This window comes from Sphingopyxis sp., assembly GCF_040216815.1.
In the GTDB taxonomy this organism is placed as follows: Bacteria; Pseudomonadota; Alphaproteobacteria; order Sphingomonadales; family Sphingomonadaceae; genus Sphingopyxis.
In genome coordinates this window covers 1-24277 of record NZ_JAVJOJ010000003.1, presented here as the reverse complement: position 1 = coordinate 24277, position 24277 = coordinate 1, and the positions used below count along the sequence as shown (strand labels likewise).

Here is a 24277-nt window from a genome sequence, read left to right as displayed (position 1 = left end):
GGGAACGATGGTCGATCGCGATGGCGAGATGTTCCGCGCCAACGCCCAACATAACCGTGCGCTGCGCGACGAGCTTTATGCGCGCGTCGCCACGGCAGCGCTCGGCGGCAACGAAAAGTCGCGCGAACGCCATGTGAGCCGCGGCAAGCTGCTCCCGCGCGAGCGCGTCGAACGGCTGCTCGATCCGGGATCGCCCTTTCTCGAAATCGGCCAGCTTGCGGCGTGCGACCTTTATGGCGGCGAGGTGCCGGGCGCCGGGATGATCGCCGGCATCGGCCGCGTGTCGGGGCGGCAGGCGATGATCGTCTGTAACGACGCGACGGTAAAGGGCGGCACTTACTATCCGATGACGGTGAAGAAGCATCTTCGCGCGCAGGAGATTGCCGAGGCGAACCGCCTGCCCTGCATCTATCTGGTCGATAGCGGCGGCGCGAACCTGCCGCATCAGGATCAGGTCTTTCCCGACCGCGACCATTTCGGGCGTATCTTCTTCAATCAGGCGAACATGAGCGCCAAGCGCATCCCGCAGATCGCCTGCGTGATGGGAAGCTGCACCGCCGGCGGCGCCTATGTCCCGGCTATGAGCGATGAGAGCGTGATTGTGCGCAATCAGGGCACGATCTTCCTCGCCGGCCCGCCGTTGGTAAAGGCCGCGACGGGCGAGGAAATCAGCGCCGAGGATCTGGGCGGCGGCGACCTCCATGCGAAGAAATCGGGAGTCGTCGACCATCTTGCCGAAAATGACGAACATGCGCTGACGATCGTGCGCGACATCATGTCGCACCTCTCTGGTCCGTTCGTGTCGAGCGAAGTCGAGACACCCATCGGCATCTCGACTTCGCTCGATGCGAACGGAATACGGGAGCCAAGGCCGCCGAAATATGATCCAGAAGAGCTATACGGCATCATTCCGCAGGACGTGCGTGCGCCCTACGACGTCCACGAGGTCATCGCGCGCATCGTCGACGGCAGCGAGTTTCACGAATTCAAGGCGAATTACGGTAGCACGCTCGTCTGCGGCTTCGCGCATATCTGGGGCATCCCCGTCGCGATCCTCGCCAACAATGGCGTGCTGTTCAGCGAGAGCGCGGTCAAGGGCGCACATTTCATCGAGCTGGCGCAGCAGCGCCGCATTCCCCTGCTCTTCCTCCAGAATATCAGCGGCTTCATGGTCGGCGGCAAATATGAAGCCGAGGGGATCGCAAAACATGGCGCAAAGCTGGTGACGGCGGTTGCCACGGCGACGGTGCCGAAGATCACGGTGCTGATCGGCGGCAGCTTTGGCGCGGGCAATTACGGCATGTGCGGGCGCGCTTACTCGCCGCGTTTCCTGTTCAGCTGGCCGAACAGCCGGATCAGCGTGATGGGCGGCGAGCAGGCGGCGAGCGTACTCGCGACCGTTCACCGCGACGCCGACAAATGGACTCCGCAAGAGGCCGAAGCCTTCAAGGCGCCGATCCGCCAGAAATATGAGGATGAAGGCAATCCCTATCACGCCACCGCGCGCCTGTGGGACGACGGCATCATCGACCCCGCCCAGACGCGCGATGTACTCGGGCTGGCTTTCGCGGCAACGCTGAACGCCCCGATCGAGGATCGCGGTTTTGGCGTTTTCAGGATGTGAATTATCATGGCGTTCCAGCCTCTCGGCTATAGGTTTGCAATCACATCAGCGCTTCCGCTCGAAAAAGCGAAGAACAGAATTCGGCAGAAGAAGAAGGGGTGGTTCGATCCGCAGAACGGTGCGCGAGGTTGGATCGTCGGCCCATTTCTTTGCCTATGGCTAAGCGCATTCAATCAGCACGGACCGATGGTTGTCGGAATCGTCAGGAAAGATGGCTTGGGAAGCAAAGTGGTGGGACGCGCAGGCGCTGATTTAAATGGGACGGCAATGTTCATTTTGCTTGTCCCCTTCATGGCTTGGGTGACTTACAAGATGGCCGAAGCCGGTCAGGGCTCGCTGCGGGCCTATTTGGTCATTGGCGCGATATTTGGCCTTGGCTTGCCGTTGACACTCTGGATCAATTCCGCCGACCGCCGTGAAGCCGACGCACTAGTGCATTTTGTCCGTAAGACGTTAGCGCCGACCGACAGAAGCGTACGCGGTTCAACGCCTTCGTTGCCTATGCAGTCCAACCCTGTTCGCTTCTTCGTAAATGGTGAAGAGCGTGTCGACGTATCCGCTGACCAATTAGATGAAGCTCTTTCTGCGCTATCGATTGGCGACTTTGCCGTTCTGGAGTTCGCACCGGACGAGTATCTTCAGGCTCTTTCAAACGCGGATCATTACGTTTTGGAGAAGCGGGAAGGCAGTGCCGCGCAACATTTCCAAGCGATCTTGCCCAAGGGATCCTCGGGTGAGCATCAAAAATACGAGGCAAGCCTGACCCAGCTCAGGGACGTGATGACCGCCTATTTTCATCGGCAAGCCCCTAGCTCTGACCCTAACTGGAAGCGCAAAACGCTATGATCACCTCCCTCCTCATCGCCAATCGCGGCGAAATCGCCTGCCGGATCATCCGCACCGCGCGCGAGATGGGCATCAGGACCATTGCGGTCTATTCGGATGCCGATGCCAAGGCGCTGCATGTGCGTGAGGCCGACGAGGCCGTGCATATCGGGCCTTCTCCGGCGCGCGAATCCTATCTGGTCGGCGAGAAGATCATCGCCGCGGCGAAGGCGACCGGCGCCGAGGCAATCCATCCGGGCTATGGCTTCCTTTCCGAAAATGCCGAGTTCGCGCACGCGGTCGCCGATGCCGGGCTCGTCTGGGTCGGACCGAAGCCGTCGTCGATCACCGCGATGGGCCTCAAGGACGCCGCGAAGAAGCTGATGGCCGATGCCGGAGTACCGGTGACGCCAGGTTATATGGGCGAAAATCAGGACCCCGCCTTTCTCGCCGAGCAGGCTGCGCAGATCGGCTATCCCGTACTCATCAAGGCGGTCGCAGGCGGCGGCGGCAAGGGGATGCGCAAGGTGGATAGCCCGGCCGATTTCGCCGACGCGCTCGCCTCATGTCAGCGCGAGGCGGCGGCCTCTTTCGGCAACGATCATGTGCTGATCGAAAAATATATCCTGACCCCGCGCCATATCGAGGTGCAGGTCTTCGGCGACACCCACGGCAATGTCGTCCACCTGTTCGAGCGCGACTGCTCGCTCCAGCGCCGCCACCAGAAGGTGATCGAGGAAGCGCCCGCCCCAGGCATGGACGAAGCGACACGCGCCGAGCTGTGCGCCGCCGCGGTGCGCGCGGCGAAAGCCGTCGACTATGTTGGCGCGGGCACGATCGAGTTTATCGCCGACGCGAGCGAAGGACTGCGCGCCGACCGCATCTGGTTCATGGAAATGAACACGCGGCTTCAGGTTGAGCATCCCGTGACCGAGGAAATCACCGGCGTCGACCTCGTCGAATGGCAACTGCGCGTCGCGAGCGGAGAGCCGATCCCGCTTTCGCAGGACGAACTCGCGATCAACGGCTGGGCGATGGAAGCGCGGCTTTATGCCGAAGACCCCGCTAAGGGCTTCCTGCCCTCGATCGGCACGCTCGAACTCTTCCAGCTGCCCGAGCATATGGGCCGCGTCGACACGGGCGTTTATGAGGGAGCGGAGGTTTCGCCCTTCTACGACCCGATGATCGCCAAGGTCATCGCATGGGGCGAGGACCGCGAAGAAGCGCGCGAATTGCTGTCCGAGATGCTGGAGGACAGTGCGATCTGGCCCGTGAAGACCAACTCGGCCTTCCTGATCAATGCACTCGACCACCCCGATTTCGTCGCGGGCAGCGTCGACACCGGCCTGATCGGCCGCGACGGTGACGCGATGACCGCCGAGCCCGAACCGTCGGCGCAGGCGCTCACTAACGCCGCGATGGCGATGGTACCGCGGTCGTTGCAGGCGGGCTTTCGCCTCAACGCTCCCGATGTTCGCAGCGCGCCCTTCCTGCTCGATGGCAAGCGCGTCGAGGTGGCGCTTCACGGGCCCGGTGCCGAAGCCCCCGCCCCGGCAATGCTCGTCGCCGAAGCCGGTTCGGTGTGGCAACTCACGCCCTGGCGCGCCGCAGGCGGCGTGGGCGGCGCTGCAGGCGATGGCGCGATCCTGTCGCCGATGCCGGGCAAGATCATCGCGGTCGAGGTCGCCGCGGGCGATGTGGTGACAAAGGGGCAGAAGCTGCTGACCCTCGAGGCGATGAAGATGGAGCACAGCCTGACGGCACCCTTCGACGGTGTCGTCGCCGAACTCAACGCGGCCACTGGCGCGCAAGTGCAGGTCGAGGCGCTGCTGGTGAAGATCGAGAAGAGCGACAACTAACTTCTGTTCTTCGTCACCCTGAACTCGTTTCAGGGTCCATGGCGCGGCCTCGACAACCACGCCGCGCCAGCCGCAAGAACAGACCGTGGATGCTGAAACAAGTTCAGCATGACGAATTTTGGAGTTGAGATTATGGTCGGCAAATATTTTGACGAATGGGTGGTCGGCGACACGCTGACGCACGAGATTCGCCGCACGGTGACCGAGACCGACAATCTGCTCTTCACGGCGATGACGCACAATCCGCAGCCGCTCCACCTCGACATCGAGGCCGCGAAGGCGTCGGAATTCGGTCAGATCCTCGTCAACGGCACCTTCACCTTCAGCCTGATGGTCGGCCTGTCGGTCGGCGACACGACCTTGGGCACGCTCGTGGCCAACCTCGGCTACGACAAGCTCGTCATGCCCAAACCCGTGTTCATCGGCGACACGCTTCGCGCCGAATCCGAGGTGATCGGCCTCAAAGAGTCCAAATCGCGGCCGAATGCGGGTATCGTCACCTTCCTCCACCGCGCGATCAACCAGCGGGGCGAGATCGTCTGCCAATGCGAACGCTCCGCCCTCATCAAGAAGAAAGCCCCCTGATGCGCCTGCGCTCGCTTCTTTTCGTTCCCGGCGACCGGCCCGAACGCTTTGCCAAGGCCGCAGCGTCGGGCGCCGACGCGATCATCCTCGACCTTGAGGATTCGGTCGCGCCCGCCAACAAGGATGCGGCGCGCGCTGCCATCGCGGACTATCTGGCGGGCGCGCGCGACGTCGTGACGCTCGTTCGCGTCAATCCGCTCGACGGACATATGACCGCGGCCGACATCGCCGCAGTGATCGAAGCGCGCCCCGACGCCATCATGCTGCCCAAGGCGGAAGGCGCACCGAGTATCGCGCAGATCGATACGATATTGCGCAGTGAATCGGGGAGCGATGCCTCGCTGCCGCCGATCGTGCCCATTGCGACCGAAACCCCCGCCGCCATCTTTACGCTCGGCAGCTACCGCGAGGTGAAGAATCGCCTGCTCGGCCTGACCTGGGGCGCCGAGGACCTGCCCGCCGCGATCGGCGCGACCACGAGCCGGAACGCGGACGGCAGTTACACCCAGCCTTATGAGGTTGCGCGCGCGCTGACACTGTTTGCGGCGCATGGCGCGGGCGTCGCGGCCGTCGATACCGTTTTCCCCGCGATCCAGGACGAAGCGGGCCTCGCCGCCTATGCCGCGCGCGCGCGCCGCGACGGCTTCACCGGCATGATGGCGATCCATCCGTCGCAGGTCGAACCGATCAACGCCGCCTTCACCCCCAGCGCTGACGAAGCCGCGCGCGCGCAGGCGATCGTCGATGCCTTCGCCGCCAATCCCGGCGCGGGGGTGCTTCAGGTCGATGGCAAGATGGTCGATGCCCCGCATCTGAAACAGGCGCGGCATATCCTGTCGCTGGCGGACTGACCGAACGGCGTATACTGCGTTACAAACTCGCCTTGAACAGCGCGAGCTGGCGGGCCCACGCCTTTTCGGCCGCGGCTTCGTCGTAAACGCGGCCGTCGGGCGGGCACCAGCCATGCTGCGCCGGATAGACTTCGACCTCGTGCCATTGCGGGCGCGGTTCGAGCACGGCCTTCAGCAAGACCTTCTCATTCGGCGATTCCTTGTCGTCATCCTCGGCGATTGCGAACAAATAGCCGGCGTTGGTTCCCGGAATCAGCAGATGCGGACTGTCGGGCTTGGCGGTGCCGACGCCGCCCCCGTGAAAACTCGCCGCCGCGCGCACGCGGTCGGGTTTCAGCGCGGCGGTATAGATGGTCATCGGCCCGCCCATGCAATAACCGCTGGTGCCGATCCCCCGCGCGGCGTCGACCTCTGCCTGCGCGTCGAGAAAGGCGATATGCGCCGCAGCATCGGTTTCGACCAGCGGCCGCGTCAATTGCTTCAGATAACCGAACAGCTTTTCGCGCACCGCGGCGACGCCCCAATGATTCTCGGCATCGACCACCGGCGCCTTTTGCCAGCGGTAGAAGGGATTGACGCACAGCACCGCATAACCCTCCCCCGCCAGCCGCTCGGCCATCTGGCGAAAGGCGGGACGCAGCCCGCGAATGTCGGGCCACACGATCACGCCAGGGTGCTTGCCCTCGGCCGGCGCGACGAAATAGGCGTCGCAAATGCCGTCGACGGTCGCGATGGTGACGTCGCGTCCCTTCACCGGCTTGCCCGCGATGGCGCGCGCAGGAAGCGCCGCCATCAACGCGCCCGCCCCGGCAAGCGCGGCAAAGCTGCGCCGCGCGACGGGCATTCCGGCGCGGTCGCGATCGGCTTCCATCTTTTCGGTACACATAGAGGATCTCTCCTTGGGGGCTTTGGGGATAAGCCGCAGAAAACTGCGCAACTTTACTCGCGATTCACATCGTCGTCCCGTCTTCGGGATCGAACCGGGCGCAAGGTTAGTCGGGCATTCTATTGTAGGACAGCGGTTTTTGGCTCGCTATCCTCCCCATCGCTACGCGACAGGGAGGATTTCGATGTCCTCGAAAACCATCGCCACATGGTGCACCCCGGTTTCGCGCAGCATGGCCCCATGCGCCGCGCGGTCGAGGATATGACCGGCGCCGCAGAAGCCGATAACGGTCATCCCCGCGGCAAGCGCCGCCTGCGCCCCAGTCGGAGAATCTTCCACGGCAAGACAGCGCGCCGGTTCGACGCCCAGCCCCTTTGCCGCCGCCAGATAGATGTCGGGATGCGGCTTGCCGCGATCCCAGCCGTCGGCGCTGTAGATATGGTCGCCGAAATGATGATCGAGCCCGAACAGGCCGAGCGCCCAGCCGATATATTCGGCGCGGCTCGACGACGCGATTGCGCGCGGCATCGGCCCCAGGCGGTCGAGGAAGTCGGCGGCGCCGGGGACGGCGTCGAAACCCGCCGTATAGCGCGCTCGCGCTCGCTCGCGGTGCGTTTCGCGGAAATCGGGGGGAAGCGGCCGCCCGTAGCGCGCCTCGATCCGTCGCTGCGTCTCCTGCCAATTATGGCCATAATAGTCGCGCAGGCATTCCTCATAAGTCGCGGGCATCCCCACCGCGGTCAGGCTTTCGGCGAGCGACTGGTTGGCACGAACCTCGCTGTCCGCGATGACACCGTCGAAGTCGAAGATGATGGCGGCGGGATTCACTCCACCGTCACCGACTTCGCCAGATTGCGCGGCTGATCCACGTCGGTCCCCTTCGCGACCGCGACATGATAGGCCAGCAGTTGCACCGGCACCGCATAGACGAGCGGCGCGATCAGCGGGTGGACCTTGGGCATTTCGATCGTCGCCATGCAGCCCTCGCCCGCTTCGGCGAGCCCCTCGGCATCGCTGATCAGCACGACCTTGCCGCCGCGTGCCATGACTTCCTGCATATTGCTGACGGTCTTTTCGAACAGCGGACCCGATGGGGCGAGGACGATGACCGGGACCGCTTCGTCGATCAGCGCGATGGGGCCGTGCTTCATCTCGCCCGACGCATAGCCTTCGGCGTGGATATAGCTGATTTCCTTGAGTTTGAGCGCGCCTTCGAGGGCGAGCGGATAATCGGGACCGCGGCCGAGGTAGAGCACATCGCGCGCCGGGGCGACGAGGTGGGCCATCGCGGCGATTTCCTCGTCATGCGCGAGCGCGGCGTTCAAGGCGGCGGGCGCCTCGATCAGATGTTTCACGATGTCGCGCTCTTCGGCGGCGCTGAGCTTGCCTTTTTTGAGCGCGAGGTGCGCGGCGAGCGCAGCAAGTACCGCGAGCTGGCACGTGAAGGCCTTGGTCGAGGCGACGCCGATCTCCGGCCCCGCATGGGTGGGGAGCAGGAGGTCGGCTTCACGCGCCATGCTGCTGGTCGGGACGTTGACCACCACCGCAATCGTCTGGCCATTCGCCTTGCAGTGGCGAAGCGCCGCGAGCGTGTCGGCCGTCTCCCCCGATTGCGAGATGAAAAGCGCGAGCCCGCCGGGTTGCAGCACCGGGTCGCGGTAACGGAACTCGCTCGCGACATCGATGTCGACCGGCACGCGCGCGAAGGTCTCGAACCAATATTTGGCGACCATGCCGGCGTAGAAGCTGGTGCCGCAGGCGACGATGGTGATGCGGTCGATCGTCGACAGGTCGAAATCCATCTGCGGCAGCGCGACCGTCTGTTCGAGCGGGCGGATGTAGGAGGAGAGCGTCTGGGCGACCACGGTGGGCTGCTCAAAAATCTCCTTCTGCATGAAGTGGCGATAATTGCCCTTCTCGACCGCCGCGGCAGTGACGCCCGAGGTGGTGATCTCGCGCGTTACGGGATTGTTTTCAGCGTCGTAAATCTGCGCGCCGTCGCGCGTGATGACAACCCAGTCGCCCTCCTCCAGATAGGCGATCTGCTGCGTCAGCGGCGCGAGCGCGAGCGCGTCGGAGCCGAGATAGGTTTCGCCCTCGCCATAGCCGACGACGAGCGGCGAGCCGAGCCGCGCGCCGATCAGCAGGTCGGGATGGTTGCGGAACGCGATGGCGAGCGCGAAGGCGCCGCGCAGCTGCGGCAGCACCGCCTGCACCGCCTCAGTCGGCGACTTGCCGCCCTCGATCTGTTCGCTGACAAGATGCGCGACGACTTCGGTATCGGTTTCGCTTTCGAACATGCGGCCGCGCGCAGTCAGTTCCTCGCGGAGCGGCTTGAAATTTTCGATGATCCCATTGTGAACCAGCGCGACCTCGCCCGTTGCGTGCGGGTGCGCGTTGCTTGTCGTCGGCGCGCCGTGCGTTGCCCAGCGCGTATGCGCGATGCCGACAGTACCGGGCGCGGGGTTCCCCGCCAGTTCCTTGACGAGATTGTTCAGCTTGCCTTCGGCGCGGCGGCGGATCAGCTGCCCACCCTCGACCGTGCATACGCCCGCCGAATCATAGCCGCGATATTCCATGCGTCTGAGGCCATCGACGAGGCGGTCCGCCACTTGATCCTTGCCGATGATTCCGATGATTCCGCACATGTGGGCCTGGCTTTCGTTTCAGAGCGTGTAGGGGACGCGAATACCCGGCATCGACGCCGGGAAATCCTTGGTGTTTCGGGTAATGAGAATGGCGCCGTTCACCTGAGCCGTCGCGAGGATATAGGCATCCATCAGCTTCATTCGCGAACGGACGCGAATGTCGGCGGCAGCCAGCGAGATCCTGGGATCGATTTCCACCACGTCGAACGGCGTGATCAACTGCTTGATCGTGTCGCGTCGCTCCAGGGGTTCGCCCGCCAGAATTTCGGTCCATACGATGCGGCTGATCCGGTGGCGCTTGTACCGCGATATCTCCGCAATCGCCGGCGCCTCGCCGCACAGCCAGTCGATCAGGATATTGGTGTCGAAAAAGGGATCCGACACCGTTCAAATATCTTCATAGGGGCGGCGGTCTTCGCGCATGGCGCGCTGATAATCGACGCCATCGCCAATATCGCCGCGATCCTTCCAATATCCGGCCCCGCGCATGATCCAGTCGTTGCTGGTGTCGTTCTGGGCGAGGTACAGCTTGACCGCATCCCGGATCGCCGCAGCGCGCGAGCGTTTCGCTTTCGCAGCGAGTGCGTCCAGCTTTTCGATATCGTCTTCGGGAATGTCGGTCAGAATCCGCATGATATATTGATATCATATCGCGATATCATGTCAAGTTGCGGTCCACGAAGATCATCGCGAACTGGACGGGATCGGCGGGAGCCCCGTTTGCCGCCGCGAACCGTTCCTGTCCATCGGTCCAGATTTTTCGAATCTGTCCCGGCAGTTCGGGGTCGAAGTTCATCTGCTGCGCAACGATCTCGTCCCAGCTTCCCTTCACGCCAAAACTCTGTTCGAGCTGCGGCACCATCGCCTTGCAATAGGTTTCGGTCGCTTCGTCGAGATGCCCGATCGCCTTCAGCACCCACGCATCGACGAAACGCAGGAAGGGCTTGTCGGTATAACGGTCGCTCATTTCTTTGATTCTGCTGCTTTCTTCTTGCGCATCGTATCGTGGAAGCGGTCGGCCCAACCGGGCTTGACCAGCTGCTCGCCACGCACGAGGCGCAGTTCGCCGTCGGCGACATCGAGCGTCACCGTGCTGCCCGCCGCGACGATCGCGTCGGCACCGATCTTCACCGGCGCAACCAGCGCGCTGTTCGATCCGATGAAGGCGCGCTCGCCGATCTGCGTCTGATGCTTGAAATAGCCGTCATAATTGCAGGTGATCGTACCCGCGCCGATATTCGCCCCTGCGCCGACCGTCGCGTCGCCGAGATAGGTCAGGTGGTTCGCCTTCGCGCCGTCGCCGATCACGGCCTTTTTCGTCTCGACGAAATTGCCGATCTTCGCCTTTTCGCCGAGCACCGTGCCGGGGCGAAGGCGCGCGAAAGGCCCGACCTCGCACCCCGCGCCGATCACCGCGCCCTCGATATGGCTGAACGCGCGGATCGTCGCGCCGTCGGCGATCCGGACGCCGGGACCGAAAACGACATGGGGTTCGACCGTGACGTCGCGGCCAATCTCGGTATCCCAGGAAAACCAGACCGTGTCGGGGGCACGCAGCGACACACCCGCGGCCATCGCCTCTTCGCGCTTGAAGGCCTGCCACTGCGCCTCGGCAGCGGCGAGTTCGGCGCGGCTGTTAATCCCGGCAACCTCGGCGGCATCGGTTTCGATCACCGCGACGCGCTTTCCTTCGGCAATCGCACCTGTCGCGACGTCGGGGAGATAGTATTCGCCCTGCGCATTATCGTTGCCAACCGCTTCGAGCAGGCGCCACATGTCCGCGGCCCCCGCAACAATGACCCCCGAATTGCAAAGACCGACCGCGCGTTCGTCTTCGCTTGCGTCCTTATATTCAACCATCTTGCGCACCGTCCCGTCGGAGTCGGCGATGATCCGGCCATAAGCGGCGGCATCGGGCGGGCGGAAGCCGAGTACCGCGACCGCCGCTCCGCCATCGAGCGCTTCGCAGAGGCGGCGGACCGTGCCCGCAGTCAACATCGGGCAGTCGCCGAAGCAGACGAGCACGATGCCGTCGAATCCGGCAAGCGCATCCTTCGCCTGCAGTGCGGCGTGCGCCGTGCCGAGTTGCGGGTCCTGCACGACCACCTTTGCGCCGGCCCCGACCAGCGCCGCCTCGACCTGGTCACGCTTGTCACCGACGACAACGACGGTCGCAGTGGGCACCAGACCCGCGAGTCCGCCAAGCAGATGCAGCAGCATCGGCCGCCCGGCGATCGGGTGCAGCACCTTGTGCAGGTCGGACTTCATGCGGGTGCCCTTGCCCGCGGCCAGGACGATGGCGGCAAGGGGGGCGGCGATTGCGTTGCTCATGCGCGCTGCCATGCCAGCAAATCATTGCGGTTTCCAGCACATCGCGCCATGCGCGCGTTCAAATCCCGCTCGTGTCGAGCGAAGTCGCGACACCCCACTGACTGGCGTAGTCCGAATGGGTGTCTCGACTTCGCTCGACACGAACGGAAACGGAGGTTGGATGACAGATTTCCCTTTTGCGATCGTCGGTTTCGACCTTGACGGCACGCTGGTCGACACGCTGGGCGACCTCGCCGCGGCGGTCAATCATACGCTCGCGCTGCTGGACCGTCCGCCGCTCGCCGAGGCGGCGGTGCGGCCGATGATCGGGCGCGGCGCAAAGCATATGCTCGAACAAGGGTTGATCGCGACCGGCGGCGCGCCGACCGATATGGTGGAACGGCTCTATCCCGAACTGCTTCACTTTTATGGCGCGCATATCGCGGTGCGGAGCTGCCCCTTCCCCGGCGCCGTCGCCGCGCTCGATCGCCTCGACGCGCTGGGCGTTCGCGTGGCGGTCGTCACCAACAAGCTCGAGCATCTGGCGCGCAAACTGCTCGGCGAACTGGGGCTGGCCGACCGTATGGCGGCGATCGTCGGCGGCGACACGGTGGGAGCGCGCAAGCCCTCCCCCGCGCCGATCCGCGCGATGATCGAACAATGCGGCAAGGGCCGGACGGCGTTCGTCGGCGACAGCATTTTCGACGTCGAGGCGGCGCGCGGCGCGGGGGCCGTCAGCGTCGCGGTGGGTTTCGGCTTTCTCGACCGCCCGGTCGACACGCTCGGCGCCGATCATGTCGTTGGCCATTTTGACGAACTGGTCCCGCTGCTGGTGGAGCTTTAGATATTCTGCCGTTTCGCAACCGCCAAGACAGCGTCGTCCCAAACATTCACAGTCCGCCATCGCGCCGGATAGGCCGACGATGCCGACGCAGGCTGCCTTGCAGGGCATGTCAAAAGGCTTTGGTCAGCCCGATAGTCAGCTGCCCATAATCATAAGCGCCGCTGTTCTGGGGAATATTATTATAGAGCGCCGCAGCCTTAAAATACCAGCCGCGGCCGGAGGCCGGGCTGGAGACTTCGGCGGCAGCATAATAGGAGGCCCTCCAGTCGCTGGCAGCATCCCTTTGGGCTCCGACGCCGCCTGCTACCAAATAGCGCCAACCACCACTGTATCGGCGAAGCTGTAGAACGGGCAGCGCCTGCACGTACCACCGCGGTGAATAATAGTCATATTCGCGTGGCTTTGAGCTGTGGAAATAGCGGGTCCGGAGCTGTGCGCTCAGACCCCATTCGGGCTTGAGAACATGAACATAGTTGGCGCGGGCATGAAGGCGGACATTCTTGCCAGTGAACTCCTGTGCGCCGGCCATGACTGTGAAGCTGTTCCGATCATCGACGGGAACATCGAGCGCCGCACCTACAAAGGTATAATAGATGCCTTCCTCAACGCCGCGGGGTGTTTCGACGATATCGCGTTCGACGAAAAATTCTTTGCGGTATCTGGATTCGTCGTGAATCGACGCGGAACCGATGACGGTGTCGCCATCGGTACCGATCTGCGCATTCCATTTCCAATCGGTCGATCCGTTGGCATAGCGCAGAAAGACGCGTTCCCTTTCGGCCGTCGCGAGACCGAGGGGCCGGTACCAAGCCTTTTCGACGCGCAGACCGAAATAATCATCCGGACTCTCGTATATGGGGTCGAGATTGACGCCGACGCGAATGACATCCGTGTCGTCTGCGTCGGTCGATGCAAAAACATCCACGCCGATCGCATGGTGTTGCGTCGGCAGGTCGTCACCGGCCCCGCTCGCGCTTGCTTGTGCGGCTGCCGGATTTGACGGCAGAATATTGAGGGCCGCAACTAGCGTCATGGCAGCGTATTTCATTTGGTGTCCCACTTTTTCCTCAGACCGATGATTTCGGCGACATAACCCCATACGCAAACCGGCTGCATCAGCAGGCTATAGGCAAGCGCGTAAAAGAGGAATCCCATCGGGTTTCGCCGTACCTTCAGATCCTCGTTACGATACACGCCGCGCTGGATACGAAAAATCACGACATTCCAAAGCGCGGCCAAAGGCAACACGGCGAGCGTCAGCGGCCCGGCGATATAGAAATATCCGAAAAAGGCCAGGACAATGCCGGGTATGAAAATGAAGCTGTATACGAGGTCCAGCGGCAGGAAGGCGACGTTCCACCAGATGAACAACGTCGTCATACGCCGTTTGAAGAGCAGCCGCCAATGCGCCTTGAAGGCCTCCATAAGACCGCGTGACCAGCGTTTGCGTTGCAACGCAAATTGCCGGATACGTTCAGGAACGTTGGTGAAGGCCAAGGCGCTATCCGCATACCCGATGCGATAGTCGCGTTCGAGCAAGGCCCATGAAACGACGATGTCTTCCCCCACGCATTCAGGCCAACCACCGACTTCCTCGAGCGCATCACGCCGGTAGAGCGAGAAGGCGCCCTGCGCGACAAGAGTACCGTGATACATGCCCTGCATGCGTTTTACCGACGCTATGCCGTGGAAATAATCCCACTCCTGCGCACGAGTTAGCAAATTCCGCCGCGAATTACGGACCATCACGGCGCCGGCAACCGCGACCGTATGGTCGGGGTCCGACAAATAACGGTGTACGATCTGCGTCAAAGCATTGCTGCGAACCCAGCAATCACCGTCGATCGTCACGACCAAATCGTGCGACGCGGATTTCAAGCCATCGTTCAGGGCGGCCGATTTCCCGCGGTTCACCTGAAAATCGTGCAAGGTGATGGTTGCAGTGCCCGGCAAGCTTAGCGATGCAAGGTGGTCGCGCACGACAGCCGCGGTTTCATCCGTCGATCCGTCGTTGAGGACAAGGACTTCGAGCGGTCCTTGATAATCCTGCCGGGCGAGGCTTGTCAGAGTATCCCGAATACCCGCCGCCTCATTATAGGCGGCAACCAGCACCGTTACGCCCGGCATTGCCCGGCTTGGCGACACACAAGCCACGGGCCTGCGATCCAGCGACAGCGTCGCTATAAGGAAAGCGTTCATGAAGCCCGGAACATAGGCGATAAAAATGATCGCAATCAGTGCGAAAGGCCAGTTTGTTACTTCCGCCAGGTCAACGAGCCAGCGCTGCGACAACCACACGCTGAGTGCTGTCCATGCTATTGCAATCGTCAGAGCGAGAAGAAATTTCGCACGGACGCCCAAGTAAAGACGGCGCCATTGTGCTTCGTTCGCGGGCATATCGGCCATAGCTTTGCCATCCACAGCGCCCCCGAGCGGCCATTTTTTCCCGATATTTCTTTCCAACACGTTAGCAGTCCCCACTCCGCTCGCTTGGGTCCGTCACGAGCGGGCGTGGCGCATGCAACCTGTCACATGAAAGCAGGATGAACCGCATTCGTCGGCGCCGAGGCGGCCGAATGAAAACTTCCAGCGCATTATGAGATGGATGTCGCGGACCGAATAAGTACCGATTCAACCAGCGAAATGATGCCGGCGCCTCCGCCACTTCGTCCACAAATGCCTGGCCAGCATCATCGTCGGCATTCGGAGCCAGTGGGAACGGATGTAGAAGACCTGCTCCAGCCACCGGTCGGTCGGCCGTCCCCAATCGTCGCGCGCGAGTAGGCGGCGGCGGTACCAGGCGTCGCCGCCAACTTGCTCGTCCCAGCCCGGTGGCAGCGCGCTGCCGTAAAGGTCGCGCGCCAGCCGCGCCGCCCGGCGAACGGCAGCGCGCAGCCCATGGAGCTCCGCCCGCGCGTCGAGCCTGCCCCAGAAGCCCGCGTCGGCGGCGGCAAAATCGCGCGTCAGGCAGTGAAAATCCCAAAGGTTCCTGAGGCCGCCCTGCAAATCGCCGTCGGCGAGCATGTGCGCCGCGCAATGCGCCGTCATGTCGGCGGGGCAAAGCACCGCAAACCCCCCTTCGGTCGTCACCGCATCGCTGACCAGCGCGAGCGCGTCGGGCGTGATCCGGTGCGTGCGCGGCAGAATGGTGTGGTGCACGTCGATCATCCGGTCGCGGGTCTTGTGAATCATCGGCGGCAGCTCGTGCATATGCGCGCGATAATAATGGTCGTCATAGGGGTCGGACTTCACCCACTCCCACCCCGCCTCGAGCAGTTCATTCTCCGCGCGGCGAATGTCCGCGGCGAGCACCAATATGTCGAGATCGCCGATCTGGCGCCCCGCGCTGCACGAAAGGCCGGCGGCGGCATAGGCCGCGCCCTTCAGCAGCACAAACTCGATGCACTCGGACGCCAGCGCGCGGCGCGCCATCTCCGCTTCCCAAAGCGCCTGCGCGGTTGCAACCTTTGCCGCGGCGCGCTGGTCGGCGAAAAGCGCCGCGACCGAAGGTGGCAGCGAAGCGCCCTCCAGCCGGTGCGCCAGCGTCGCCAGCATCGCCTCGGCCCGCGCGACGCCGATCACACCCTCCCACGCGCGGGGTGGGAGCTCGCCGGGCTCGCATCGCCCGGCGAGCAGGTCGACGAGCGTTTGTGCCGGGCTCATGCCGTCGCCTCGGTCCACAGATCCTCGGCCAGCGCGATGCCGGTGGCGCTGTCGGGATAGGTCACGCCGAACGCCGGAACCTCGCGTACCAGCCGCGTCAGCGCCGAAAACCCCGCCTCGCCGAGCGCGACATAGTTGGTCGAGGCTTCTGTCAGCCGCACAAAGGCCTCGCCCTCGCCCATCGGCTCGATGGCCGCTTCGCCGCCGAAGCGCGGAAAGAGGAGAAGCGCCGGGCGCGCGGGTTCGTGCATCGCGGCGATCGCGTCGGCTCGTGGGATCAGGTGGCGGATGTCGCCCTTGGGCGTGCCGGTGAGCCGCGGCCCCAGCCGCGCGGCATCGACGCGCGCGGCGACTTCGTCGATTGCCTGATTTTTCAGGCTCACCGCGCGCGGAAAGGCGAAGGCTGCGCCACGCACGGGCTCGATCAGCGTGAATTCGTCGCCCATCAACCGCCACGCGCCCTCGCCCAGCAGCGCCGCGAGCGTCGATTTGCCCGACCCCGACTCGCCCGACAGGATCAGCGCGCGCCCGTCCCGCGCGACCGCGCTGGCGTGGAGCAACAGGTGCCGCCGCCAGCCGAGCGCAACCTGCAGGTTCATCGCCATCTCGGCGGCGAGGAGCCCCATCGACAACGGCAGCGGCAGCGCGTCGGGCACGACGAAATCGCCGCCGATATGCACCGAAGGGCGCAGCCAGCGACGCCATGGCCGCGCCGCGAACAGCCGCACCGTGGCGTCGGCTGGACGCGCTTCGTCTTTTGGGTAGGCGGAATAGAGCCGGTCGAGATCCGCGATCGGGCGGCGCCAGTCGCTGCCCACGCGAAACTGCACGGGCCCCACGGCAATGCGCGCGCAATATCTCACGCGGCGGTCACCAACCCCATCGCCGCCAGCTCGTCCAGGCGTTCGGCCACGCGCTCCCGGACATCGCCCGTATCGCCAAGGTCGAACGCGGCTTCCAGGCGTTTCGTGAGCAGCGCTGCATCGCACGGCCCCTCGCCCATCAGCGCCAGCATTTCGGGGAGCGGCGGCGCGACCAGATGCGTCTGCATCGACCGGCGGTCGAAGATCGCGGTGATCGCACCCAGCGGCTCGATGCACAGGGCGTCTGCGGGCGCAGCGCGAAAAACGCGGTCAGTCATAGGTTTCGGCGGCGGCGATCAGCTTGGCGAGAAGCGCCATGAGCGCCGCGCGCTCGTCGCCGCTGAGGTTCGCTTCGAGCCGCGCCTCGCTCGCGAGCGCGGCGGGCACGATGGCATCATAAAGCGAGCGGCCGGTCTCGGTGAGCGCCAGATGATGCGAACGCCCGTCGGCCTCATGCGCCTGCCGCGCGATCAGCTGACGGTCGGCCAGGCCTTTGGCGGCGCGGTTCACCGTCACCTTGTCCATCCGCGTCGCCTGCACCAGTTCGCGCTGTGTCTTGGGCTTCCCCTCACCCAGCACCGCCATCAACCGCCATTCGGGAATTTTGAGCCCGAAGCGATTTTCATATTCGGCGGCGATCCGGCTCGACAGCGCGTTCGACGCGATCGACAGGCGATAGGGAAGGAAATTGTCGAGATTAAGCTTCTTCGCTGCCATGCCAGATATGTCCCATGCCCCTCGTCCTACCCGGTCGCGGTATCCTATCGCCTGTTTCGGCGCTGTGAAGGTCAGAAACCGACCCGCGCGCCGATCCACAGCGTTCGCGGCGTGGCGCGCTCGACGATCCCCGACGCCGATATGGCCGCGGGCACCAGTTCGTCGAACAGATTCTCGCCGCGCGCCTCGACGCTGATCCCGCCCGCCAAGCGCCACGACAGGCCGGCGTCGAGCGTGAGCGCATCGCCCAGCCGCTGCAGCCCCAGATCGTCCTCATTCTGCGTCCCGATATAGCGCAAGGTGGCAAAGCCGCCGAGCGGGCCGTCGCCCGCGCTGCGCAGCGAGACACTGCCGCCATGCCGGGCGATCTGCGCCGGACGCCGCCCGTCGAGCACCGCCGCCGCGCCCGATGCGTCGACATCGGCATCGGTATAGGCATAGGTCGCGCGCAGCGACGCGGGCCCGATCCGCTGCTCGGCAGCGACCTCGACGCCCTTGCTGTCGATCGCCTCGAGATTCTGCCGCTGGTTGAGGTTCGGCGCGAGCGTGACATTGGCGATCGCGTTGGTGAGGCGGTTCGTGAACAGCGTCGCCGACAATCTGGTCCCGCCGCTTTCCCAGTCCGCCCCGACCTCGCCTCCCCACAGCCGTTCGGGCTTCAGCGCCTCGTTCGCCATCGTCGTCTCGGCGCCGACGCGGAACGGGCGGTAAAGCTCGTTGAGCGTCGGCAGGCGCCAGCCGCGATAGGCGGCGGCGCGCAACGCAAAGGCGTCTGACGTCCAGCGCACCCCGGCGCGCCCGCTGCCCTCCCACCCCTGCCGCGCGGCAAAGCGTGCATGACTGATCGGCGCGCCGCCGATATTGCGTTCGCGGCGATAACCCGCCCCCAGCCACCAGCGGTCGATCCGGCCGCTCAGCGTCCAGAGCAAGCCATCGTTCGCGTCACCCGACGTCCATTCGGCGAACGCCCCCGCCGTGTCGCTCTCGCCGCCCGCCGTGCGATGGCGCCGGGGGACGCCCCCGGCAAAGAAGAAATCTTCTTCGGTGCGGCCGCTCGTCCGTCGCCAGTCGATGCCCATACGCAGCGGATTGGCCCCGCCGATCGCCGGGCGAAACTCGAGACGCGCGCCGAGGCCGGTCGCCGGGATACGCTGAAAAAGCGCCGGCGCGACGCTGTTGCGTCCCGCCGCGACGCTTGCAAAGCCGCTTTCGAAATCGCGAAGCTGGACATAGGCGAGCGCGAGCCATTGCGCCCTGCCGCCGGGATCGTGGACGAATCGAACGCTGGCGTCGACGCCGTCGATCTTGCTCGCGCTGAAATCGGTCCCGCGGTCGCGGCGGTCGGCAAAGCCCCGCAGGCTCGCCTCGATCCGGCTGTCGTCGCCCGCGTCGAAGCGCAGTCGCAGGCCGAGCCCGCCTTGTTCATAGGGCGCGGCCCGATCGACCGCACCGCGCTGAGCCTTCACCACAGGGACAAAACCGTCGCCGCGACCGTAACGCGCGTCGACCGCAACGTGCCCGGCGCCGACGGCTCCGCCAACGCTCGCCGACGCATCCCAACCATTGCGGCTGCCATAGGCGAGGCTCGCCTCGACGCCATCGGTCATCTCCGAATGCAGCCCGATCGTCCCCGCGAGCGCGCCGGAACCATCGGCGCCGCTCCCGCCTCCGCGCGCCACGACGATGCCGCCGAGGTTGATCGCGTCATAGGCCGACCATGCGACCCAACCGCCAAAGGGATCGGCCTGCGGCACGCCGTCCAATGTCACCAGCGCGCGGCTCGACGCATTGCCGCCGAGCCCGCGCAAGGTCACGCCCTGGCTAGTCGAATGCGCGCTGCGCCCGTCGCTGCGGCGGAACTGGACGATGCCCGCCTCGTCGCGCAGCCGGTTCTCCACGCGGGTACCGAAACCCGGCCTTACATCCGGCAATATATCGTAGGATTGGGCGAGGTCGCTTCCCGATTCACGCAGCAGACCGCTCCCCGATACGACGATTTCTTCGCGCGGAACGACCCTAGCGGGGATGATGATCTCTTTTTCGGGCTTGGTCTGCGCCATCACCGCCGCCGGCATCGCCAGCAGCGCGGTCCCCACCAGCAGCCGGATCACGCGGGCTTGACCGCGTCGGGATGCGCCCTCTGGAACGCGTCCAGTTCCATGCACGCCGCGTCGATCGCGACCAGCCGCGGATAATCGTCCAGCGGCGTGTCGAACCGCCGTGCGTTGTACATCTGCGGCACCAGGCAGCAGTCGGCGATGCCCGGCGCGTCGCCGCCGAGGAATTTGCCCTCGCCCGCCATCGCCTCCAGCGCGTCGAAACCCTGTGCGATCCAGTGGCGGTACCAGCGGTCCTTGGTCTGTTCGTTCAATCCCAGGTCGCGCTTCAGATATTTGAGCACGCGAAGATTGTTGAGCGGGTGGATGTCGCTCGCGATCACCTGCGCACGCGCCAGCGCGACCGCGCGCGGCATCGGCTCGTCGGGAATCAGCCGCGGTTCGGGGAAGCTGCGGTCGAGCCAGTCGATGATCGCCATGCTCTGGATGATCGGCTCGCCATCGACGACGAGCATCGGCACGAAACCCTGCGCATTCTGCTCCAGATAGGCATCGCTGCGCTGTTCGCCCGCGATCAGGCTGACCTCGACGCGCTGGTAATCGAGGCCCTTCAGATTGAGCGCGATACGGACGCGAAAGCTGGCCGAGGAGCGGAAATAATCGTGGAGGACGAGCTGGGTCATGGGAGTCGGTGCGCCGCTTCTTTCCACCGTCATCCGGGCGCAGGCCGGGATGACGGCTGGTTGGTGTTCAGTCGGGCGTGTCATGCCCACCCTTGGGCATTTCCGCAATCCATTGCCGGAGCAGGGCCGCGCCTTCCTTGTGCACGGTCGAGCGCCCCACCTCGGGCATCGCAATGCCGGGATCGGTGCTTTCGAGGCGGTAGATCATAAAGCTGTGGTCGGGTTTGCCGGGCGCAATCGCGAAATCCATCCCCCCGCTACCGCGCCCCGCCGCGGTCGGGCGCTTGCCGATGCCGTAATTCACGCCCGCGGGATCGTCGGTCCAGCGCAGGAACAACCCGCTGTTCGACGCGCTGCCCGCCGGATTGTGGCAATGCGCGCAATTGACGTCGAGATAGGCGCGCGCGCGGTCCACGACGCTGCCGCTCGCCGGATCGTCCCATTGCGGCATCACAGACCTCAGCGCCTCCGGATTCTCGAAATAAAGCGACCGCACAGCTTTTGCGACCTCAGGCTCGAGAAGGAAATTACGCGCTTTCGGACCGATGGGAACGATCTCTCCATTCAAGCTATGGCATTCCTTGCACTGATTCTTGTTCGGCACGGCATATCGGATCGTGTGAGCATCGCCGTCAGGACTCTTGAAACTCGCCGGAACGCGACGACCACCGAGCGCCAGCGTCGCATCCTTGCCGTCGTCGTCCCAGATATAGGGCAGCGCCACCCAGCCCGATGCGCGATGGATCAATAGGCGCGTCTCGACAGGTCGGCCGCCGTTCACATCGCTCCAACCGAAGCTCTTGACCAGAACGGTCCCGACCGGAAACTCGATCGTTCCGTCGGACAATATCTTTGCTCGCTTGCCGTCGGGAATCGAAACGAAGCGATGCTTGTCGGTATAATCGCTGAACAGAGCTGTGCGCAGCGTGTAGCCGAAACTCACCAGCGGCGCTTTCGGACCGAAGGGGAACAGCCCGAATACCGATAGTTTCTGCGGGATTGCATCGCTTTCGATGACACTTTGCTTGCCGTCGGGCAACGGCACGGTTGCACTACCGCTGACGCAAAGCAATGCCGTTGCCAACGCAGCAAAAACGCGTCTCACCGGACCTTCGCCTCCATGCTCGCGGGCAGCGTGATGCCCGGCAGCGGCGCGGGCGCCGTGCCTTTAAGGTCGGCGGATGACGGCTTCGCCGCGCTTTGCGGCATCGCCATATCGGGCAGGTTCAGCGACAGCACACCGACATCGTCGTTGACGATCGCATCGCCCGACCCGTCCCACAGTACCGGCGGAATGCCGCCGCCGATCGCCGCCGCGATCTCGGCGCCGCCGGGAAAGGCAGGGGCGTAGCCCGCCTTGCCATGCTGGTTATCGCGCACGACGATCTGGCGCGGCAACGGTTGGTAATTCGCGTCCTTATGTTCGTAGCGATAACCGACGATCATCACATTGGCGGTGCCGTTCTGGTCGAAGATATTGTCGAAAATCTCGACATTGCGGTTCGCCATCACCAGCACGCCCGTGCCCGTCGGCACGCTCGCGACGATATTGCCCGCGGGCGCGAAATTGGGGACGCTGTTGTCGCTGACGATGTTGGAAAAGACGCGGACATTATGCCCGCCCTGCATCGGCAGGCTAGGCAGGTCGAACACCAGGATTCCGCCCGTGTTGCGGTTGGCGATATTGTCGTGGACGTCGGCGTCGTAGCTGTTCTCGATCTCGATCCCCGCGACATTTTCGGTCGCGACCGATTCGCGCACGACGATATTTTTCGACTGGCCGACATAAATGCCCGCATCCGACGCGCCGCGGACGTAGACGCTGTCGACCAGCACGTCGGTGCTTTCGACCGGATAGATGCCATAGGCGCCGTTGGTCGCCTTGGGTCCCGCGGTCCACTCGACGCGCAGCTTGTGATAGACGATGCGATCGGCGCCCTTCGACTTGATGCCGTCGCCCTTGGTATTGAGTACGGCGAAATTGGTGAGCAGCACATCGTCGCTGGTGACGAGCAGCCCCTCGCCCGCGCCTTGCTGCCCCGAAAAGTCGAGGATCGATCCCCCCTCACCCGTGCCCGCACCGCGCAGCGTCACCCCGTCGACGTCGAGCGACAGCCCGTCGCTCAGCTTCCAGACCCCCGGTCCCAGTTCGACGACATCGCCGGGTTCGGCCAGAATCAGCGCCTCCTGCAGCTTCTCGTTAGCGTCGGCGGTGTCGGCGGTCACGCTGATCGTCTTGGCGGACGCGGGCGCGGCGACCGACAGCGCGGCGCAAAACGGCACGACGAGATGATGGAATCGCATCAGACTCTCCCTTGTTTTTTGACAGCATGATGCAAGACTGGCGCGATGCCAAGCCGGTTACTGACAGGCTTGTAGCTAATCGGGGAGAGGTCGCATTGCTTTACAGATTTGCCGGGGCGCTCGTCGCCTGCGTCGCCGCGCCGTCGCTCGCCGCGGCGCCAGCCTCCATCGCGGGCCGCTGGAAAACCGATGACGGCAAGGGGATTGTCATGATGACCCCGTGCGGCGCCAGGATGTGCGGGCACATCGACCGGCTGCTCATCAAACAGCCCGCGGGCGGCCAGCTCGACGAACGCAACCCCGATAAGGCCAAACGGGGCCGCCAGGTGACGGGGCTGCGCATCTATTGGGATCTGGCCCCCGACGGCGATGGCTGGAAGGGCGAGGGCTATAGTCCCGAGGATGGCCGTTATTACAAGGCGTATCTTCGCGCGAAGGGCGACAAGATGACGATGAAGGGATGCGTCGCGGTCTTTTGCCGCACGGTGACGTGGACGCGGGTGGGGTGATACAAAATGCCGTCACCCCGGCGGAGGCCGGGGTCTCGCTCGCGCTTCGTGACGCAAGGGCGAGATCCCGGCCTCCGACGGGGTGACATGATGATATCTAAGCCCCCTCGCCCAAAATCCAGTCGACCCCCGCCGCGACGTGAATGCGCGTGGTGTCATAGATCGGCAACAGGTTGGCATCGGGATCGACGAGCATCACCAGTTCGGTGCAGGCAAGGACGATCGCCTGAATATCCTGTTTCGCGATGTCGGTGATAAAGGTCTTCATCGTCCGGCGCGACGCTTCGTTCGCCTTGCCGACCATCAGCTCTTCGTAGATGATCCGGTCGATCTCTTCGGCCCGGGTCGCATCATAAGGGGCCAGCGTCAGCCCGTGGCGGACAAGCCGCTGGCGAAACCAGGGTTCGGTCATCACGTTGCGTGTGCCGATCACCGCCGCGGACTTGATCCCGTCGGCCTTCATCTTCTCGCCCGTTTCGTCGACGATATGGAGGAGCGGGATCGTGATTGCAGCCGCGACGTCTTGGGCCACCTTGTGCATCGAGTTTGCGGCGATCATCAGCGCGGTCGCGCCCGCACCCTCCAGCCGCCGGGCCGATTCGATCAGCACATCCTTTGCATGGGCCCATTGCTCGTCAGTGGTGATCCGCGACAGCTCGCAATAGTTCAGGCTCTCCATCAAGATCGGCGCCGAACAGGCGGTGCCGAGGCGCTTTTGCACGCCTTTGTTGAGGTGGCGGTAATATAGCTCGGTCGACGCCCAGCTCATCCCCCCGATCAGGCCGATTTTGCGCATAAGGTTCCCTGTCTCAAAAACACGTCGCCCCCGCGAAGGCGGGGGCCGCTGTCGAGGTAGCGCGAGGCTGCCAGCGGCCCCTGCCTTCGCAGGGGCGACGATTCTTGTCTAGTGCCCGCTGCCGCTCAGCGCCTTGACGATGTCGTCGGCCATCTTCTTGGCGTCGCCGAGCAGCATCATCGTCTGATCCATGTAGAAGACGTCATTGTCGACGCCGGCATAGCCGACGCCGCCCATCGAACGCTTCACGAAC

The 24277-nt window shown here is 64.3% G+C and carries 26 protein-coding genes; 7 read left to right on the top strand and 19 right to left on the bottom strand.

Features of this window, described 5'->3' with window-relative positions:
• Positions 1 to 7 precede the first annotated feature (7 nt).
• From RIA72_RS02740 to RIA72_RS02720, 5 genes are all read left to right on the top strand, one after another.
• Entirely contained in the window at positions 8 to 1624 is a 1617-nt protein-coding gene (locus RIA72_RS02740) for a carboxyl transferase domain-containing protein (protein ID WP_502957930.1), read from the top strand.
• Between the two features lie 6 nt (positions 1625 to 1630).
• Positions 1631 to 2470 carry a hypothetical protein gene (locus RIA72_RS02735; protein ID WP_350030837.1) on the top strand — a complete coding sequence of 280 codons (840 nt, stop codon included), beginning with the start codon at positions 1631 to 1633 and terminating at the stop codon, positions 2468 to 2470.
• Positions 2467 to 4308, top strand: a complete 1842-nt coding sequence (locus tag RIA72_RS02730; protein WP_350030836.1) for an acetyl/propionyl/methylcrotonyl-CoA carboxylase subunit alpha — start codon at positions 2467 to 2469, stop codon at positions 4306 to 4308. Before RIA72_RS02735 ends, RIA72_RS02730 begins: the two co-directional genes overlap by 4 nt.
• Positions 4309 to 4440: 132 nt before the next feature.
• Entirely contained in the window at positions 4441 to 4893 is a 453-nt protein-coding gene (locus RIA72_RS02725; protein ID WP_350031024.1) for a MaoC family dehydratase, read from the top strand.
• Entirely contained in the window at positions 4893 to 5744 is an 852-nt protein-coding gene (locus tag RIA72_RS02720) for an HpcH/HpaI aldolase/citrate lyase family protein (protein WP_350030835.1), read from the top strand. Before RIA72_RS02725 ends, RIA72_RS02720 begins: the two co-directional genes overlap by 1 nt.
• Positions 5745 to 5763: 19 nt before the next feature.
• Here RIA72_RS02720 and RIA72_RS02715 read toward each other — a convergent pair whose 3' ends face one another.
• The 7 genes from RIA72_RS02715 to glmU form a co-directional block, all read right to left on the bottom strand.
• A complete protein-coding gene (locus RIA72_RS02715; RefSeq protein ID WP_350030834.1) occupies positions 5764 to 6630 on the bottom strand; it encodes a dienelactone hydrolase family protein in 867 nt (288 codons plus the stop codon).
• Between the two features lie 162 nt (positions 6631 to 6792).
• On the bottom strand, positions 6793 to 7458 hold the full coding sequence (locus tag RIA72_RS02710; RefSeq protein WP_350030833.1) for an HAD family hydrolase: 666 nt from the start codon (positions 7456 to 7458) through the stop codon (positions 6793 to 6795).
• Entirely contained in the window at positions 7455 to 9278 is a 1824-nt protein-coding gene (gene glmS / locus RIA72_RS02705) for a glutamine--fructose-6-phosphate transaminase (isomerizing) (protein WP_350030832.1), read from the bottom strand. The genes RIA72_RS02710 and glmS overlap by 4 nt, the downstream gene beginning before the upstream one ends.
• 18 nt (positions 9279 to 9296) lie before the next feature.
• Positions 9297 to 9662: a type II toxin-antitoxin system VapC family toxin gene (locus RIA72_RS02700; RefSeq protein WP_350030831.1), complete on the bottom strand. Its 366-nt coding sequence runs from the start codon at positions 9660 to 9662 to the stop codon at positions 9297 to 9299.
• A gap of 3 nt (positions 9663 to 9665) precedes the next feature.
• Complete coding sequence (locus RIA72_RS02695) at positions 9666 to 9911, bottom strand: ribbon-helix-helix protein, CopG family (protein WP_350030830.1); 246 nt, start codon at positions 9909 to 9911, stop codon at positions 9666 to 9668.
• A gap of 25 nt (positions 9912 to 9936) precedes the next feature.
• The gene (locus tag RIA72_RS02690; RefSeq protein ID WP_350030829.1) at positions 9937 to 10245 is read right to left on the bottom strand and encodes a hypothetical protein; all 309 of its coding nucleotides are present in this window, start codon (positions 10243 to 10245) and stop codon (positions 9937 to 9939) included.
• Positions 10242 to 11609 carry a bifunctional UDP-N-acetylglucosamine diphosphorylase/glucosamine-1-phosphate N-acetyltransferase GlmU gene (glmU, locus tag RIA72_RS02685; RefSeq protein ID WP_502957925.1) on the bottom strand — a complete coding sequence of 456 codons (1368 nt, stop codon included), beginning with the start codon at positions 11607 to 11609 and terminating at the stop codon, positions 10242 to 10244. Before glmU ends, RIA72_RS02690 begins: the two co-directional genes overlap by 4 nt.
• A 160-nt stretch (positions 11610 to 11769) precedes the next feature.
• Between glmU and RIA72_RS02680 the strand changes: the two genes are divergently transcribed.
• Positions 11770 to 12432, top strand: coding sequence for an HAD-IA family hydrolase (locus RIA72_RS02680; RefSeq protein WP_350030827.1), 663 nt, complete (start codon positions 11770 to 11772; stop codon positions 12430 to 12432).
• A 109-nt stretch (positions 12433 to 12541) separates the two neighbouring features.
• Here RIA72_RS02680 and RIA72_RS02675 read toward each other — a convergent pair whose 3' ends face one another.
• The 10 genes from RIA72_RS02675 to RIA72_RS02630 form a co-directional block, all read right to left on the bottom strand.
• Entirely contained in the window at positions 12542 to 13480 is a 939-nt protein-coding gene (locus tag RIA72_RS02675; RefSeq protein ID WP_350030826.1) for a hypothetical protein, read from the bottom strand.
• Positions 13477 to 14838 (bottom strand): glycosyltransferase family 2 protein, encoded by a 1362-nt coding sequence (locus RIA72_RS02670; protein ID WP_350030825.1) that lies wholly within the window; start codon positions 14836 to 14838, stop codon positions 13477 to 13479. Before RIA72_RS02670 ends, RIA72_RS02675 begins: the two co-directional genes overlap by 4 nt.
• 225 nt (positions 14839 to 15063) lie before the next feature.
• Positions 15064 to 16095 (bottom strand): nucleotidyltransferase domain-containing protein, encoded by a 1032-nt coding sequence (locus tag RIA72_RS02665; RefSeq protein WP_350030824.1) that lies wholly within the window; start codon positions 16093 to 16095, stop codon positions 15064 to 15066.
• Complete coding sequence (locus RIA72_RS02660) at positions 16092 to 16958, bottom strand: HprK-related kinase A (protein ID WP_350030823.1); 867 nt, start codon at positions 16956 to 16958, stop codon at positions 16092 to 16094. Before RIA72_RS02660 ends, RIA72_RS02665 begins: the two co-directional genes overlap by 4 nt.
• Positions 16955 to 17236, bottom strand: coding sequence for an HPr-rel-A system PqqD family peptide chaperone (locus RIA72_RS02655; protein WP_350030822.1), 282 nt, complete (start codon positions 17234 to 17236; stop codon positions 16955 to 16957). Before RIA72_RS02655 ends, RIA72_RS02660 begins: the two co-directional genes overlap by 4 nt.
• The gene (locus tag RIA72_RS02650) at positions 17229 to 17675 is read right to left on the bottom strand and encodes a MarR family winged helix-turn-helix transcriptional regulator (protein ID WP_350030821.1); all 447 of its coding nucleotides are present in this window, start codon (positions 17673 to 17675) and stop codon (positions 17229 to 17231) included. The genes RIA72_RS02655 and RIA72_RS02650 overlap by 8 nt, the downstream gene beginning before the upstream one ends.
• Positions 17676 to 17746: 71 nt before the next feature.
• Positions 17747 to 19786, bottom strand: coding sequence for a TonB-dependent receptor (locus RIA72_RS02645; RefSeq protein ID WP_350030820.1), 2040 nt, complete (start codon positions 19784 to 19786; stop codon positions 17747 to 17749).
• Positions 19783 to 20415 carry a maleylacetoacetate isomerase gene (gene maiA / locus RIA72_RS02640; protein ID WP_350030819.1) on the bottom strand — a complete coding sequence of 211 codons (633 nt, stop codon included), beginning with the start codon at positions 20413 to 20415 and terminating at the stop codon, positions 19783 to 19785. Before maiA ends, RIA72_RS02645 begins: the two co-directional genes overlap by 4 nt.
• 67 nt (positions 20416 to 20482) lie before the next feature.
• Complete coding sequence (locus RIA72_RS02635) at positions 20483 to 21520, bottom strand: SO2930 family diheme c-type cytochrome (RefSeq protein WP_350030818.1); 1038 nt, start codon at positions 21518 to 21520, stop codon at positions 20483 to 20485.
• Entirely contained in the window at positions 21517 to 22719 is a 1203-nt protein-coding gene (locus tag RIA72_RS02630) for a parallel beta-helix domain-containing protein (protein WP_350030817.1), read from the bottom strand. Before RIA72_RS02630 ends, RIA72_RS02635 begins: the two co-directional genes overlap by 4 nt.
• A 95-nt stretch (positions 22720 to 22814) precedes the next feature.
• On the opposite strand from RIA72_RS02630, the gene RIA72_RS02625 reads away from it, so the two are divergent.
• Positions 22815 to 23228 carry a DUF2147 domain-containing protein gene (locus tag RIA72_RS02625; protein WP_350030816.1) on the top strand — a complete coding sequence of 138 codons (414 nt, stop codon included), beginning with the start codon at positions 22815 to 22817 and terminating at the stop codon, positions 23226 to 23228.
• A gap of 97 nt (positions 23229 to 23325) precedes the next feature.
• On the opposite strand, the gene RIA72_RS02620 is transcribed toward RIA72_RS02625, so the two are convergent.
• Together RIA72_RS02620 and RIA72_RS02615 are read right to left on the bottom strand one after the other, a co-directional pair.
• Positions 23326 to 24024, bottom strand: coding sequence for an aspartate/glutamate racemase family protein (locus RIA72_RS02620; protein WP_350030815.1), 699 nt, complete (start codon positions 24022 to 24024; stop codon positions 23326 to 23328).
• Between the two features lie 108 nt (positions 24025 to 24132).
• Positions 24133 to 24277 (bottom strand): NAD(P)(+) transhydrogenase (Re/Si-specific) subunit beta (locus RIA72_RS02615; protein WP_350030814.1); only part of this gene is annotated, 145 nt, incomplete at its 5' end.

What these genes read in the sequence shown, in the direction of transcription:
- RIA72_RS02715 (WP_350030834.1), bottom strand. Translation starts at nt 6,630, where the DNA reads ATGTGTACCGAAAAGATGGAAGCCGATCGCGACCGCGCCGGAATGCCC.
- RIA72_RS02725 (WP_350031024.1), top strand. Translation starts at nt 4,441, where the DNA reads ATGGTCGGCAAATATTTTGACGAATGGGTGGTCGGCGACACGCTGACG.
- RIA72_RS02655 (WP_350030822.1), bottom strand. Translation starts at nt 17,236, where the DNA reads ATGACTGACCGCGTTTTTCGCGCTGCGCCCGCAGACGCCCTGTGCATC.
- RIA72_RS02680 (WP_350030827.1), top strand. Translation starts at nt 11,770, where the DNA reads ATGACAGATTTCCCTTTTGCGATCGTCGGTTTCGACCTTGACGGCACG.
- RIA72_RS02675 (WP_350030826.1), bottom strand. Translation starts at nt 13,480, where the DNA reads ATGAAATACGCTGCCATGACGCTAGTTGCGGCCCTCAATATTCTGCCG.
- RIA72_RS02665 (WP_350030824.1), bottom strand. Translation starts at nt 16,095, where the DNA reads ATGAGCCCGGCACAAACGCTCGTCGACCTGCTCGCCGGGCGATGCGAG.
- glmS (WP_350030832.1), bottom strand. Translation starts at nt 9,278, where the DNA reads ATGTGCGGAATCATCGGAATCATCGGCAAGGATCAAGTGGCGGACCGC.
- RIA72_RS02720 (WP_350030835.1), top strand. Translation starts at nt 4,893, where the DNA reads ATGCGCCTGCGCTCGCTTCTTTTCGTTCCCGGCGACCGGCCCGAACGC.
- glmU (WP_502957925.1), bottom strand. Translation starts at nt 11,609, where the DNA reads ATGAGCAACGCAATCGCCGCCCCCCTTGCCGCCATCGTCCTGGCCGCG.
- RIA72_RS02740 (WP_502957930.1), top strand. Translation starts at nt 8, where the DNA reads ATGGTCGATCGCGATGGCGAGATGTTCCGCGCCAACGCCCAACATAAC.
- RIA72_RS02670 (WP_350030825.1), bottom strand. Translation starts at nt 14,838, where the DNA reads ATGGCCGATATGCCCGCGAACGAAGCACAATGGCGCCGTCTTTACTTG.
- RIA72_RS02690 (WP_350030829.1), bottom strand. Translation starts at nt 10,245, where the DNA reads ATGAGCGACCGTTATACCGACAAGCCCTTCCTGCGTTTCGTCGATGCG.
- RIA72_RS02730 (WP_350030836.1), top strand. Translation starts at nt 2,467, where the DNA reads ATGATCACCTCCCTCCTCATCGCCAATCGCGGCGAAATCGCCTGCCGG.
- RIA72_RS02630 (WP_350030817.1), bottom strand. Translation starts at nt 22,719, where the DNA reads ATGCGATTCCATCATCTCGTCGTGCCGTTTTGCGCCGCGCTGTCGGTC.
- RIA72_RS02695 (WP_350030830.1), bottom strand. Translation starts at nt 9,911, where the DNA reads ATGCGGATTCTGACCGACATTCCCGAAGACGATATCGAAAAGCTGGAC.
- maiA (WP_350030819.1), bottom strand. Translation starts at nt 20,415, where the DNA reads ATGACCCAGCTCGTCCTCCACGATTATTTCCGCTCCTCGGCCAGCTTT.
- RIA72_RS02620 (WP_350030815.1), bottom strand. Translation starts at nt 24,024, where the DNA reads ATGCGCAAAATCGGCCTGATCGGGGGGATGAGCTGGGCGTCGACCGAG.
- RIA72_RS02735 (WP_350030837.1), top strand. Translation starts at nt 1,631, where the DNA reads ATGGCGTTCCAGCCTCTCGGCTATAGGTTTGCAATCACATCAGCGCTT.
- RIA72_RS02650 (WP_350030821.1), bottom strand. Translation starts at nt 17,675, where the DNA reads ATGGCAGCGAAGAAGCTTAATCTCGACAATTTCCTTCCCTATCGCCTG.